We start from the raw sequence: 13,062 nt of genomic DNA, 5'->3' as shown, positions 1-13,062 counted from the left end.
CCATCACTTAGCTGAGTTCGCGGTTACAGTGCCGATTCGTCGGTTTCGCCGGTGCGAATGCGGATCACGCGTTGCAACTCGGCAACGAAAATTTTGCCGTCGCCGATTTTGCCGGTGTAGGCGGCTTTGCTAATCACATCAACCACTTCATCCAACTGATCGTCAGCGATGGCGATGTCGATTTTGACCTTGGGCAGGAAGTTGACGGTATATTCGGCGCCGCGATACAGCTCGGCGTGCCCCTTCTGGCGGCCAAAGCCCTTCACTTCGGTTACGGTCAACCCCTGAATGCCCACGGAGGACAGAGCCTCGCGCACGTCCTCCAGCTTGAACGGTTTGATTACCACGGTCACCAGCTTCATATTGCCCCTCCACGAATTAAACCCAAACTCACCCCTGGTACGCGTCATATGTAGCAAGGCCTGTGCCAGATTTGATTTTGCATGACGATTCAGCGGATTAGCGGGAACGCGGGCACCATCAGACCGCGGCGCCATACCGATACCCTGAATTGATTAAATATCGCGCACTGATTTGGTGCGCATCGCGTCGAAAAAGTGCAGAAAGGGGGCATGGCGCAGGCGGGTTGCCTGCTTGTGGTGCGTGGGAAAAAAAGAAGGGCCGCGATCGCGGCCCATGCTCAGGCGGGTTGGCTCTCTTCGCGCACCGCTTCCGCCAGCTGCTCGCCCGCCAGCTGCAGCTGGTACATCTGGTAGTAGCGCCCCTGCTGCGCCAGCAGCTGCTGATGGTTGCCCTGCTCTACCGCCTGGCCGCGATGCAGCACCAGGATGGAATCGGCATCGACGATGGTCGACAGCCGGTGGGCGATCACCACCAGCGTGGTGTGCTCGCGGATCGCACGCAGCGCGCGCTGGATCGCCTGTTCGGTGCCCGAGTCGATATTGGCGGTCGCCTCGTCGAGGATCAGGATCTGCGGCGCCTGCACCAAGACCCGCGCCATCGCCAGCAGCTGTTTCTGCCCGACGGACAGGTTATTGCCCTGCTCTCCCAGCCGGGTGTGAATACCCTGCGGGAAGCCGCGCACCAGACTCGCCAGCTGCACCGTTTCCAGCGCCTGCCACACGGCGTCTTCCTCGATGTTGCGCCCCAACGTAACGTTGGCCAGCACCGAATCGGCGATCACCACCGGATCCTGCTGCACCATCGCCACGCCCTGGCGCAGCGTGCGGTGCGACAGGCTGGAGATCGGGCGGCCATCGAGACGCACTTCCCCCTCGCTGACCGGGTAATAGCCCATCAGCAGGTTGGCCAAGGTGCTCTTACCGCTGCCGGTATGCCCAACCAGCGCCACGAAACCGCGCGAAGGCACCGCCAGCGAAATGTGCTGCAGCACCTTTTTGTCCGCGCGGTAAGCGAAGCTCAGATCGGTGATGTCGATGCGGCCACCGGCCAGCGGACGATCGTCGGCGCCGTAACTCTGCTGGCTGCGATCCATCAGCTCGAAAATGCGTTCACCGGCCACCACCGCCTGCTGCAGGATCGACTGCTGCGACGTGAGCTCGATCAGCGGTTCGTTCAGGCGCCCCAGGTAGTTGATGAAGGCATAGAGCACGCCGACGCCAATCACCCCCTCGCCGCTGAAGCCGAACAGCATCAACAGCCCGCACAGCACCAGCGCCGAAAACAGGCTGAGCAGCGGTCGCAGCAGGAAACCGTCGAGCCGCAGGGTCTGCATGCGCGCCAGATAGTGCGACTGACTGGCGGCGCTCATGCGTTCACCGAAGCGCACCTGCTGGCGGAACTGCTGAATCACGCCCATGCCGTTGATCACTTCGTTGAAACCGTCGTTGATGTCCGCCAGATAGCTGCGCACCCGGCGCACGATCGGCGTGCTGTAGTATTGATAGATGCCCATCACCACAAACACCGCCGGGAAGATGCAGACCGCCACCAGCGCCATGCGCCAGTCGAGGCTGAACATCGCCACCAGCATGGCACCGATCAGCGCGGCGCTTTTCAGCACCGTGGAGACCACCATCACGTACAGATCCTTGATCACCTCGGTGTCGTTGGTGACGCGCGAGATCAATTGCCCGACCGGCTGCGTGTCGAAGGCGCTGAGCGGCTGGCGCAGCGCGGCGTCCATCACGTCGGTGCGCAGCCGCTGGACCACCCCCACCGCCGCCTGGTTGAACAGCAGCGCCTGGAAGTAGTGCAGCGCCGCCGCCAGCAGCTCCAGCAGAATGTAAGCCGCCGCCAGCCCACCGACGATCGTCAGCGGCAGTTGCCCTTTGGCGACGTAATTATCGATAAAATAGCTCACCAGGATCGGCCCGGCGACTTCCGCCGCCGCCGCGATCCACAGCATCAGCACCGCCAGCCCCAGCGGTTTGCGGTACGGCGAGCCATAGGCCAGCAGCCGCTTCAGCGTCGGCCACAGCTTTTGCACTTTATTCATCGGCCAACGCCTCCTCGCCGTTTTCCGGCGCTTCATCCAGCGCCGCTTCCAGCTGCTGATAACGGTACATATCGCGATACCAGCCCGGCTGCGCCGCCAGCGCCACCGGATCGCCGCGCTGCGCAACGCCGCCGTGCTGCATCACCAGGATCTCGCTGGCTTCGGTCAAGGCCGACAGCCGGTGCGCGCTGATGATCACCGTGCGATCTTGCCCCCAGCTGCGCAGGTTGTGCAGGATCTGGTGTTCGGTACGGCCGTCCACCGCCGACAGCGCGTCGTCGAGGATCAGGATCTCCGCATCCAGCAGCAGCGCACGCGCAATGGAGATACGCTGTTTCTGCCCGCCCGACAGCATCACGCCGCGTTCGCCCACTTCGGTGTCATAGCCCTGTGGCAGCCGCAGAATGTCCTCATGGACGCTGGCCAACCGCGCCGCCTGTTCGATCTGCGCCTGCGTCGCCCCCGGATGGCCCAGCGCAATGTTGTTCGCCACGGTATCGGAGAACAGGAACGGCGTCTGGCTCACCACCGACAGCCGCGAACGCCAGTCGTCGAGTTTGACCTGCGGCAACGGCAGGCCGTGATAGCGGATCTGCCCTTGGTCGACGTCGAACTGGCGCTGGATCAGCGACAACAGCGTCGACTTGCCGGCGCCGGTCGGCCCGCACAGCCCCAGCATCTGCCCCGGCTTCAGCGTCAGCGCCACGTCATGCAGCGCCGGATGTGGGTTTTCCGGGTAGTGGAACGCGCGGATATCCACGTCCAGCACGCCTCGGCCGGCCGGCAACGCCTGCGGGCCGTCCTGCACCGCCGGCGCCTCGTCGAGCAGGCTGCGGATGCGGCTGTAGGCCGCGCTGCCGCGCTCGACGATGTTGAACATCCAGGCCAGCGCCAGCATCGGCCAGATCATCAGGCCGAGATACATCACAAAGCTGGTCAGCTGCCCGAGCGTCAGCGACCCGTTCACCACCATCCAGCTGCCGCCGCCGATGGCCAGCAGGTTAGAGGCGCCGATGGCGATATAAATGGTCGGATCGAAGCGCGCATCCACCCGCGCCACGTGCATGTTCTTGGCGCCGGTCTGCGCCGCCACCTCGGCAAAGCGGTTGGATTGGTGATCTTCCAGCCCAAAGGCCTTGATCATGCGGATGCTGGTCATGCTTTCCTGCGCCTGATCGTTCAGGCTGGAAAACGCCGCCTGCGCCGATTTAAAGCGCTGGTGCAGCTGGTCGCCGTAATATTTGATGGCGATCGCCATCAGCGGCATCGGGATCAACGCCAGCACCGTCAGCTGCCAGCTGATTTGGGTGCTCATCACCACCAGCACCACCAGCCCCATCACCAGCGAATCCACCAGCGTCAGCACGCCTTCGCCGGCGGCGAACACCACGCGGTCCACGTCGTTGGTGGCGCGCGCCATCAGATCGCCGGTGCGGTGGCGCAGGTAGAACGCCGGGTTTTGCCGGCTGAGCTGGCGGTAAAAGTTTTCGCGCAGCTCGACCGCCAGCTGATAGGAGGCGCCGAACAGCAACACCCGCCACACATAGCGCAGCAGGTAAACGACGATCGCGGTGCCGATCATCAGCCCGAGCCAGGCCATCAGCACGCCGGTAGACATTTGTTTTTCGGTGACGCCGTCCACGATGATGCCGACCAGCTTAGGCGGCAGCAGTTGCAGGATGGCGATGACGATCAGCAGCACCACCGCCCCGAGGTAGCGGCGCCACTCCCGGCGGAAGTACCAGCCGATTTGAGCAAATAATCTCACGCAGTTTGATTCCAGGGTTTTATGGGATTTGTCTCTTTTTCTGCTTCAGCAGAGCAGGATACCACCGTTGAGCCGCCCGTCCGGTGAACTTTTCACTCCGGCACCGGCAGCGCGGTGGTGTATTTGATTTTTTCCATGGCAAAGCTTGAGGTGACATCGATGAGGCCCGGTACGCCGTTCACCAGACGCTTATAAAAGCCGTCATAGCTTTTCATGTCCGCCACTTCGACCTGCATCAGATAGTCGTACTCCCCCGCCATGCGGTAGAACGCCAGCACCTCGGGCATCTGGCTGGTCAGTTGCACAAACGCCTGATACCACTCGCTGCTGTGCTGCTGGGTCTTGATCAGCACGAACGCCGTCAGCCCCAGGCCGAGCTTTTCGTTATCCAGCAGCGCCACCCGGCCGCGGATATAGCCCTCGTCTTCCAGGCGCTTCAGCCGTTTCCAGCACGGCGTCGAGGTCAAATTGACCGCATCGGCCAGCGCCTGCAGCGACTGGGTGCAATCTTGCTGCAGCATGCACAGCAGCTTACGGTCTGTTTTATCTAACATAGCGGCCACCAGGAGAAAAATTTTCTCCCATTAGGCGATTAAACAGGGAAAATGGCAATCCTTTTTTCCTGCCGACAGGCTATGCTACGCCATAAACCAGCCCCCTATTTTGAGGCCAAATCATGACAAACTCTTGGGTAAAATATGCTATCGGTGAAATAGAAGCGGACTTTCAGCGCTCCGCCGATACGCACCTGATTCGCCTGAACCTGCCGGCGTTTCCCGGCATCTGCCTGTATTTGAAGGACGAGAGCACCCACCCGACCGGCAGCCTGAAACACCGCCTGGCGCGCTCGCTGTTCCTTTATGGCCTGTGCAACGGCTGGATCACCGAGAACACCACCATCATCGAGGCCTCTTCCGGCAGCACCGCGGTGTCCGAAGCCTATTTCGCTCGTCTGATCGGCCTGCCGTTCATCGCGGTGATGCCATCCTGCACCGCGCGCCGCAAGGTGGAGCAGATCGCCTTTTACGGCGGCCGCTGTCACTTCGTCGATCACGCCGCCCAGATCTACGCCGCCTCCGAACAGCTGGCGAAAGAGCTGAACGGCCACTATATGGATCAGTTCACCTATGCCGAACGTGCCACCGACTGGCGCGGCAACAACAACATCGCCGACAGCATCTTCCGCCAGATGGCACGCGAACCTTTCCCGGTGCCGAAACACATCGTGATGAGCGCCGGCACCGGCGGCACCTCCGCTACGCTGGGGCGCTACATCCGCTATCAGGGGCACGACACCCAATTGACGGTGGTCGATCCGGAAAATTCGGTGTTCTATGACTGCTTCCACCACGGCGATCGCACCCTGATCGGCAGCTGCGGCAGCCGTATCGAAGGCATCGGCCGCCCGCGCGCCGAGCCGTCGTTCATCCCGTCGGTAGTCGACAACATGCTGCGGGTGCCGGATGCCGCCAGCGTCGCCACCATTCACTGGCTGGAAGGCGTGTTAGGCCGCAAGGTTGGCGCCTCCACCGGCACCAACGTCTGGGGTGCGCTGCAGCTGGCGAAACAGATGCGGGAAAACGGCGAGCAAGGGTCGATCGTCACCCTGCTGTGCGACAGCGGCGAGCGTTATCTGGATACCTATTACAACCCAGAATGGGTCAGCAACAACATCGGCGATCTGCAGCCGTATCTGGCGCAGCTGGCGGATTTGTAACGCCAGGCTCCGGATAAAAAAAAGCCGGGTAGTCATACCCGGCCGGCTGTAAGGAGAACCTCATTCTTCGGGGGAATAGGTGAGGCAAGGTGAACGCAGCCAATGTTGTAAATAATGGGCCACCGCCTGTTGCTGGCAATGGCCGATAACCGGTAGCTGCGGCAGCAGGGATTTCAGCTGCGGCAGGGCGTTGCCCATCACCACGCCGTGCCCCACCGCCCCCAGCATCTCTTTGTCGTTCATCGCGTCGCCGAACGCCATGCAGTCGGCCATCGTCAGCCCCAGATGGCGGCTCAGCCGGTCCAGCGCCGTGCCTTTGTTGCAACCGAGCGGCAGCACTTCCAGACAGTCGTAAGCGGAAAAGCACAGGTCTGCCTCGTCGCCCAGCTGTGCCCGCAGCTGCACCTGCAACGCCAGCAGCTCCTCATGCGGCGCGACAAAGCACACCTTGCTGTTGCCGAACGCCGGCAGGCGGCGCACGTCAGCCAGCTGAAAACGAAAGCCGCTCAGGTGGTGCGCCCGCAGCATCTCTTCCGGCACGGGAAACTCGGTCAGCCAACCTTCATCGCGGAACACATGCATGCTGGCGCGGGTGCGCCAATGATGATGCAGCACCTCTTCGGCGACCGCCGCCGGCAAATCGGTGGCGTGCAGCTGTTGGCCGCGATTGTCATACACTCGCGTGCCGTTGCCGGTGATCAGGTACCCCTGCAGCCCCAGTTGCGCCATGATCGGCTGCGCGTCGAGGTAGTGCCGCCCGGTGGCGAACGTCACCACCATTTCCCGCTCTACCAGCTGGTTCAGCACCGCCAGCGTTTCCGGGCCAACCCGGTGATCCGGCATCAACAGCGTGCCGTCCATATCGAAAGCAGCCAGGCGATACATAAAGACCTCTTGAATGTGAACGCGATTACAATCCGTGCAGTATGGGATGGTATTTGCGGAAGTAATAGTGAACAATTTGAGAAAACTGTTCCGGATTTCTGCCCATGCGCCTGGTTCACCGTCTCAGCCAATATCAACGCCTGTACCAACAGCTCGGCAGCGCGCCGGTCGCCGTGACCATCGGCGAGCTGGCGACGATGTTCTACTGCAGCGAACGGCACGCCCGCACGCTGGTGCAACAGCTGCAGGATCAGGGCTGGCTGAGCTGGCATTCGCAGCCCGGCCGCGGCAAACGCGCCCGCCTACACTGCCTGAAAACCCCAGATGAACTGCGCGCGCAGCTGCTGCAACAGCTGCTGCAACAGGGCAACCATCAGGGGGCGCTGGAGATGGCGCAGCTCGATCCGCAGCACCTGCAGGATCTGCTCAGCCCGCACCTCGGCGGGCAATGGCAGGCCGGCAGCCCGACGCTGCGCATTCCCTATTACCGCACGCTGGAAGCGCTCGACCCACTCACGCTGACCGGCCGCGCCGAGCAACATCTGGTATCGACCCTGCACGCCGGGCTGACGCGCCTGATGACCGGTAACCCGGAACCGCAGCCCGATCTGGCGCACCACTGGCAGATTGGCGAGCACGGCCTGCGCTGGCGCTTCTTTCTGCGCAGCCAGCTGCGCTGGCACAACGGTGAACCGCTGACCGGCCAACAGCTGCTGCAAACGCTGGAAAAGCTGCAGCGCCACCCGCGCAGCCAACCCAGCCTGGCCAACGTCGCACACATCAGCCTGCCGCATCCGCTGTGCATCCAGTTCGATCTGCACCTGGCGGACTATTGGCTGGCTCACCGGCTGGCGGAGCTGCCTTGCCTGATGACCCACCCGGAGCTGCCGACCATCGGCGCCGGCCCGTTCAAGCTGGCGTTGAATGAGCCGCAGCTGGTGCGGCTGGAACAGCACGCCGGTTACCATCTGCAGCATCCGTATCTGGACACCATCGAGTACTGGATCACCCCCGACCTGCCCACCGCCGGCGCCGACACCAGTTGCCAGCATCCGGTGCGCATCACCATCGGTCAGCAAGACGATTTGGCGCAGGCCCGGCCGGTGCAGCGCAGCATGAGCCTGGGCTGGTGTTATCTGGCGCTGAACCTGCGCCACGGCGTGCTGAGCGAAGCCCAGGGGCAAAAGCTGCTGATGCTGATCCAGCAGTCCGGCCTGCTGAGCCGTCTGCCTATTCCCAACAGCGTGATCACCCCCAGCCATGAAATGCTGCCCGGCTGGCGTATTCCCAGTCAACGGATTGAGGAAGATGTCACCCTGCCCGCCCGGCTGACGCTGCTGTATCGGCCGCCGGTCGAGCTGGAAACGGTGACGGTCGCGCTACAGCGGCTGCTGGCGCAGCACGGCTGCGAGCTGGAGGTGCGTTACTACGCCGGTAAACGCTGGCAAAGCGAGGCGCAGATCGCCCAGGCCGACCTGCTGCTGGCAGACAACCTGATCGGTGAAGCGCCGGAGGCGACGCTGGAGAGCTGGCTGCGGCAGGATACGCTGTGGCGCGGTATCCTGACGGAAAGCCGCTGGCAGCAGCAGCAGGACACGCTGCGACAGATCCAGCAGCTGCAGGCGCAGCAACCGCGCTTCGCACAGCTGCAGGCTTATTATCAACGGCTGATGGCCGCCGCCATCATCACGCCGCTGTTTCACTATCAGTATCAGATCAGCGCGCCGCCGCGCATGCATGGCGTCACGCTAACCGCCCACGGCTGGTTCGATTTTTGCCAGGCGTGGCTGCCGCCGCCGGTGGACAGCGCACCGGCCTGAGCCGAACCGCCCTGCGCCTGGCGGCCCTTTCTGCTACTATTGTCGCCGCAACGCAATTTTTATCCTGCCGCCCGAATGTGTATCGGGAGAGGCCAAAGCCCAAAAAGGTGATTTTATGAAGCGCGCGGTTGTCGTTTTCAGCGGTGGACAAGACTCCACGACCTGCTTGATCCAGGCATTGCAACAGTATGATGAAGTTCACTGCGTCACGTTCGATTACGGCCAGCGCCATCGCGCCGAGATTGAAGTGGCTCAAGAGCTGTCGGTAGCCCTCGGCGCCAAGGCACACAAGGTGCTGGACGTAACGCTGCTCAATGAGCTGGCCGTCAGCAGCCTGACGCGCGACAATATTCCGGTTCCCGCCTACGATCCCAATCAGAAAAATGCGCTGCCGAGCACCTTCGTGCCGGGCCGCAACATCCTGTTCCTGACGCTGGCGGCGATCTACGCCTACCAGGTGGAAGCGGAAGCGGTGATCACCGGCGTGTGTGAAACCGATTTCTCCGGCTATCCGGATTGCCGCGACGAGTTTGTTAAAGCGTTGAACAAGGCGGTGACGCTGGGCATCGCCCGCGATATCCGCTTCGAAACGCCGCTGATGTGGCTAAACAAGGCCGAGACCTGGGCGCTGGCGGATTATTACCACCAGCTGGATCGCGTGCGCCAGGATACGCTGACCTGCTACAACGGCATCAAGGGTGACGGCTGCGGCGAATGTGCCGCCTGCAACCTGCGCGCCAATGGCCTGATGCAGTACCGCGCCAACCAGGCGGAAGTGATGGCGGCGTTGAAACAGAAGGCCGCTCTGGCCTGAGGCAGTGACGGCGGCAGCCTCTGCCGCCCGTGAGCTTACTGCAGATTATCCTTCGGCGTGAGCGCCTCCAGGTGCTCGCGCAATTCTCCTTCGATCGGCAGCGCACGCTGCGTTTTCAGATCGACGCACACGAAAGTCAGCAGCGCGTCAGCCACCGGCGTCCCCGCCGGATCCTGCGTCACCTTTTGGCTCAGCACCCCGCTCTTGCCGTTGAGCTGAACCATCTGGCTGTCGATACGCAGCTTATCCCCCAATACCGCCGGGCTGCGGTAATTGATATTGATGTTCACCACGATGAAAGCGATGTTGTTTTCCGTCATCCAGCGGAACCCGGCCTCGTTCTCCAGCCACTCCCAGCGCGCCTCTTCCAGAAACTCCAGATAGCGGGCGTTGTTAACGTGCTGGTAAACATCAAGGTGATAACCGCGAACTTTGATAAAGGTTTGCATAGGGAACGATCGCTCCTGCCTGGTGATTACAGAAAGAGGGAGCCGCAGCGGCTCCCTCGCCCGTTTGGTCAACGCGCCAAACTGGTAAGACCTGTAAAATGTAGCAGAGGAGTGACGGCCTCAGCGGCATTTTGCCACGCAGCCGCGACCGGGATCACATTTTCAGCCGGGTGCGGTTCTTCTCAAACAGCGCCGGCCCGATGCCCGGTACCTCCTGCAACTGCTCAACCTGGGTGAACGGCCCGTTCTGCTCGCGGTAGCGCACGATGCCTTCCGCCTTCTTCAAACCGACGCCGCTCAAGGCGGCGGCCAGCTGTTCGGCGGTGGCCTGATTGATGCTGACCGCCGCCTCCTCGGCTGTCTTGGTCATCACCGATTGCCCGCCATTGCTCGCCGGTGCTGAGAGCATGGGTGCCGGCGCCTCGGCTTTATCCACCGCTGCGGCCGGCCCCGCCAGGCACAACAGCAGCGCGGTGAGCGCAGCTTTGACGTGATGACGGTAACCTGATAACGCTTTTTTCTCTTTATGTTGCATGCTGTATCCTCCTTGTGTGCGACAGCACGGCTACCTTGCCGCGGCGGCGAATATTCAGCAATCGGCGGATATCAGATGTGGAAAAGGCCGCGAAAGCGGCCTTTGTTTGTTGCACTGCGTTGCAGAAAAATGCGGCGATTACTGAGGCTGTTGCTCAGCGGCGCCCATTTTGATCTTGGCTTCTTTACGCAGGCTCGCCAGCAGCGAATCGAAGGAAACGCCGGTCGCGCCCTCTTCCATCTTGCCGACGAAGGTTTTCATTTCGTCTTCCGGCAGCGTGCCTGGCTTCACCGCATCGAGCGCGATCAGCACCACGTTGTCCTGGCGATCCTGCGACATGCCGTACACCGGTTTGCCGTCCTGCGGGTGCGGCAGCGCGAACACGCTCTCCACCAGCTGGCTGTCTTCCGGCGCGCGCGCCATCTTCTGCACGGCGCCAAAGCTCAGGCCGGCGGCTTTCATCGCCTCGTCGCCCTTGCCCTGCTTCAGCTCAACCAGCAGCTTCTCGCCCTGCAGTTTCGCTTCCTGCACCGCTTTGTTGCGCTTCACCAGCTCGGCCACGCGGTCTTTCACCTGGTCGAATGGTTCGATACCTTCCGGCTTATGGCCGCTCACGCGCACCACGAAGGCGCGGTCGCCATCTACGGTGATCACGTCGGAGTTGCTGCCCGGCGCGCCGTTCTCGCCGATCAGCGAGCCGTCGAAGATCGCCTGCACGACCGGCTTGAAGTTCAGCGCGGCAGGAATGTTGTCACGAGTGAACCAGTCGCTTTGCGCCGCTTTCACGCCGGCCGCTTCTTCAGCCGAGGCCAGAGATTCGTTGTCGCTGGTCGCCGCTTCGCTCACCTTCTGCTGCAGCGCGTAATACGCGTCTACCGCTTTCTCCTGCTGCACCTGCTTGGCGATGGCGTCATGCACTTCGCTCAGCGGCTTCACTTTCTCAGGTTCGATATCATTCAAACGCACGATCAGGAAGCCGACGGAAGATTTCACCACGCCGGACAGCTGCCCTTTCTCGGTCAGGTTAGCCTGCTTCAGCTCGTCGGCGGTGGTTTCCGGCTCCAACCAGCCCAGCTCGCCGCCGGTACGGCGTGAGATGATATCGGTGGATTTCTCTTTCGCCAGGGTGGCGAAATCGGCGCCCTTCTTCAGCTCGTCCAGCACGGCGTTGGCTTCCGCCTCGGTTTTCAGCTGGATCACGCTGTAGTTCTTACGCTCCGGCTGGCCGTAGCTGCTCTTGTGCTGGTCGTAGTAAGCGCTGATGTCTTCTTCGCTCACTTTCACCTTGTCCTGCATGGACGCGGCGTCCAGCGGGATATAGCTCACCTTCACCTGCTCTGGTGCGATGAAGCTGTTTTTGTTCTGATCGTAATACGCCTTCAGTTCGTCGTCACCGGCGCTCTGTTTCGCCTGCAGCGCCTTCAGATCGATGGTCGCCAGGCGCACGTCGCGCTCCTGCAGCACCAGCGCCGCCATGGCTTGCGATTCGGACGGCAGCACGAAGCCGGACTCGCCGAAGGCCTGAATCAGCTGCTGATTGACCAGCTGCTGGCGCATCGACTGCGCGAAGTTGTCGGCGGTGTAGCCCATGCGGCCGATCAGGTCGAGGTATTTGGCGTTATCGAACTGGCCGTTGGTCTGGAAGTAAGGCGCCTTGCGGATAGCGTCCTTGATCTGATCGTCGCTGACCGCCAGGCCCAGCTTCTTGGCGTACTGGTCGAGCAGCATGTTGTCGATCAACTGGGACAACACCTGACGGCGCATCTGCTGCATGTAGCCTTCGTTGCCGGCTAGCGCGGAGAACTGGTCACCCAGCTGCTGCTGCATGCGGCTACGCTCGCTTTGGAAAGCCTGTTCCAGCTGAGCGCGTTCGATCATCTGACCATTTACTTTCGCAGCATAATCGCCGGAGCCGCCGATCAGGTAGTTACCCACCCCGGTCAGAACGAATGACAGGATGATCAGGGCCAGGATGATTTTGAGCACGACGTGATTAGCAGCCGCGCGTAAATTGTCCATCATAGTGTGACAACACTCCGCTGTGATGTGGATTAACAACCCTTGTGCAGGCGCGTTCCCTGCGACAAAAATAAAAAAAGCGCATCAGTCCGATGCGCCTTGTATCTTACCTTACCAGCACCGCTGCGTCAGGTGATTGTTTATTACAAAACCCTGTTACGCTAAACGGTTAGACGCTAAATCAGTTTACAGCGTCTTTCAGCGCTTTCCCTGCACGGAAGGCCGGTACTTTGGCTGCCGCGATTTTGATCTCTTTACCGGTCTGCGGGTTGCGGCCGGTACGAGCCGAACGTTCACGCACGGTGAAGGAACCGAAACCTACCAGAGCCACGTCATCCCCTGCTTTCAGAGAGTCGGTAACGGAAGCGATTACTGCGTCTAAAGCACGTCCCGCTGCCGCTTTGGAAATATCAGCACCTGCGGCAATCTTGTCGATCAGTTGTGACTTATTCACTCTATCATCCCCTCTAGAATTCTATCGTCGCACCGAAAAATCCCTACGGTTGCGACAGCGCAGCTGTTATATCAATCCCATCGAACCTTAGCAAGCCACCGACTGGGTGGCAAAACGCGGGCCGACAGAGATCTAACTTAGCGGTACAAAAAAATACTGGCAAGTCCGAAATGGCTTGCCAG

At 61.4% G+C, this 13,062-nt stretch carries 12 protein-coding genes; 3 read left to right on the top strand and 9 right to left on the bottom strand.

Translation table 11 applies throughout. The features are described 5' to 3' along the window. Positions 1 to 23: 23 nt before the first annotated feature. The 4 genes from glnK to AC4PR2_RS04510 all read right to left on the bottom strand — a co-directional run bounded on the left by glnK (position 24) and on the right by AC4PR2_RS04510 (position 4,741). Positions 24 to 362 carry a P-II family nitrogen regulator gene (gene glnK / locus AC4PR2_RS04525; RefSeq protein WP_492174919.1) on the bottom strand — a complete coding sequence of 113 codons (339 nt, stop codon included), beginning with the start codon at positions 360 to 362 and terminating at the stop codon, positions 24 to 26. Between the two features lie 278 nt (positions 363 to 640). Beyond that, on the bottom strand, positions 641 to 2,419 hold the full coding sequence (smdB, locus tag AC4PR2_RS04520; RefSeq protein WP_055312256.1) for a multidrug efflux ABC transporter permease/ATP-binding subunit SmdB: 1,779 nt from the start codon (positions 2,417 to 2,419) through the stop codon (positions 641 to 643). Beyond that, a complete protein-coding gene (smdA, locus tag AC4PR2_RS04515) occupies positions 2,412 to 4,187 on the bottom strand; it encodes a multidrug efflux ABC transporter permease/ATP-binding subunit SmdA (RefSeq protein ID WP_060440573.1) in 1,776 nt (591 codons plus the stop codon). Before smdA ends, smdB begins: the two co-directional genes overlap by 8 nt. A 92-nt stretch (positions 4,188 to 4,279) precedes the next feature. Beyond that, entirely contained in the window at positions 4,280 to 4,741 is a 462-nt protein-coding gene (locus AC4PR2_RS04510; protein ID WP_004940330.1) for an Lrp/AsnC family transcriptional regulator, read from the bottom strand. Between the two features lie 122 nt (positions 4,742 to 4,863). Between AC4PR2_RS04510 and AC4PR2_RS04505 the strand changes: the two genes are divergently transcribed. After that, a complete protein-coding gene (locus tag AC4PR2_RS04505; RefSeq protein WP_015376851.1) occupies positions 4,864 to 5,904 on the top strand; it encodes a PLP-dependent cysteine synthase family protein in 1,041 nt (346 codons plus the stop codon). Between the two features lie 60 nt (positions 5,905 to 5,964). Here AC4PR2_RS04505 and cof read toward each other — a convergent pair whose 3' ends face one another. Continuing rightward, entirely contained in the window at positions 5,965 to 6,789 is an 825-nt protein-coding gene (gene cof, locus AC4PR2_RS04500; protein ID WP_033647299.1) for an HMP-PP phosphatase, read from the bottom strand. Positions 6,790 to 6,893: 104 nt separating this feature from the next. Between cof and AC4PR2_RS04495 the strand changes: the two genes are divergently transcribed. Beyond that, positions 6,894 to 8,609 carry an SgrR family transcriptional regulator gene (locus AC4PR2_RS04495; protein WP_330113329.1) on the top strand — a complete coding sequence of 572 codons (1,716 nt, stop codon included), beginning with the start codon at positions 6,894 to 6,896 and terminating at the stop codon, positions 8,607 to 8,609. Between the two features lie 115 nt (positions 8,610 to 8,724). After that, a complete protein-coding gene (queC, locus tag AC4PR2_RS04490) occupies positions 8,725 to 9,423 on the top strand; it encodes a 7-cyano-7-deazaguanine synthase QueC (protein WP_025301770.1) in 699 nt (232 codons plus the stop codon). 35 nt (positions 9,424 to 9,458) lie between these two features. Here queC and AC4PR2_RS04485 read toward each other — a convergent pair whose 3' ends face one another. From AC4PR2_RS04485 to hupB, 4 genes are all read right to left on the bottom strand, one after another. Next, the gene (locus AC4PR2_RS04485; protein WP_038876185.1) at positions 9,459 to 9,872 is read right to left on the bottom strand and encodes an acyl-CoA thioesterase; all 414 of its coding nucleotides are present in this window, start codon (positions 9,870 to 9,872) and stop codon (positions 9,459 to 9,461) included. A 154-nt stretch (positions 9,873 to 10,026) separates the two neighbouring features. Continuing rightward, on the bottom strand, positions 10,027 to 10,407 hold the full coding sequence (locus AC4PR2_RS04480; protein ID WP_492174918.1) for a ComEA family DNA-binding protein: 381 nt from the start codon (positions 10,405 to 10,407) through the stop codon (positions 10,027 to 10,029). 138 nt (positions 10,408 to 10,545) lie between these two features. Continuing rightward, positions 10,546 to 12,429: a peptidylprolyl isomerase gene (gene ppiD / locus AC4PR2_RS04475; RefSeq protein ID WP_330113328.1), complete on the bottom strand. Its 1,884-nt coding sequence runs from the start codon at positions 12,427 to 12,429 to the stop codon at positions 10,546 to 10,548. A 178-nt stretch (positions 12,430 to 12,607) separates the two neighbouring features. Continuing rightward, positions 12,608 to 12,880, bottom strand: coding sequence for a nucleoid-associated protein HU-beta (hupB, locus tag AC4PR2_RS04470; protein ID WP_004940351.1), 273 nt, complete (start codon positions 12,878 to 12,880; stop codon positions 12,608 to 12,610). Between the last annotated feature and the right edge of the window lie 182 nt (positions 12,881 to 13,062).

This window comes from Serratia sp. A07 (assembly GCF_058725505.1).
This window is presented reverse-complemented; position numbering and strand designations above follow the sequence as displayed.

Coding starts and splice junctions, on each gene's coding strand:
- AC4PR2_RS04495 (WP_330113329.1), top strand. CDS start 6,894: ATGCGCCTGGTTCACCGTCTCAGCCAATATCAACGCCTGTACCAACAG.
- AC4PR2_RS04510 (WP_004940330.1), bottom strand. CDS start 4,741: ATGTTAGATAAAACAGACCGTAAGCTGCTGTGCATGCTGCAGCAAGAT.
- AC4PR2_RS04505 (WP_015376851.1), top strand. CDS start 4,864: ATGACAAACTCTTGGGTAAAATATGCTATCGGTGAAATAGAAGCGGAC.
- glnK (WP_492174919.1), bottom strand. CDS start 362: ATGAAGCTGGTGACCGTGGTAATCAAACCGTTCAAGCTGGAGGACGTG.
- cof (WP_033647299.1), bottom strand. CDS start 6,789: ATGTATCGCCTGGCTGCTTTCGATATGGACGGCACGCTGTTGATGCCG.
- AC4PR2_RS04480 (WP_492174918.1), bottom strand. CDS start 10,407: ATGCAACATAAAGAGAAAAAAGCGTTATCAGGTTACCGTCATCACGTC.
- smdB (WP_055312256.1), bottom strand. CDS start 2,419: ATGAATAAAGTGCAAAAGCTGTGGCCGACGCTGAAGCGGCTGCTGGCC.
- ppiD (WP_330113328.1), bottom strand. CDS start 12,429: ATGATGGACAATTTACGCGCGGCTGCTAATCACGTCGTGCTCAAAATC.
- AC4PR2_RS04485 (WP_038876185.1), bottom strand. CDS start 9,872: ATGCAAACCTTTATCAAAGTTCGCGGTTATCACCTTGATGTTTACCAG.
- queC (WP_025301770.1), top strand. CDS start 8,725: ATGAAGCGCGCGGTTGTCGTTTTCAGCGGTGGACAAGACTCCACGACC.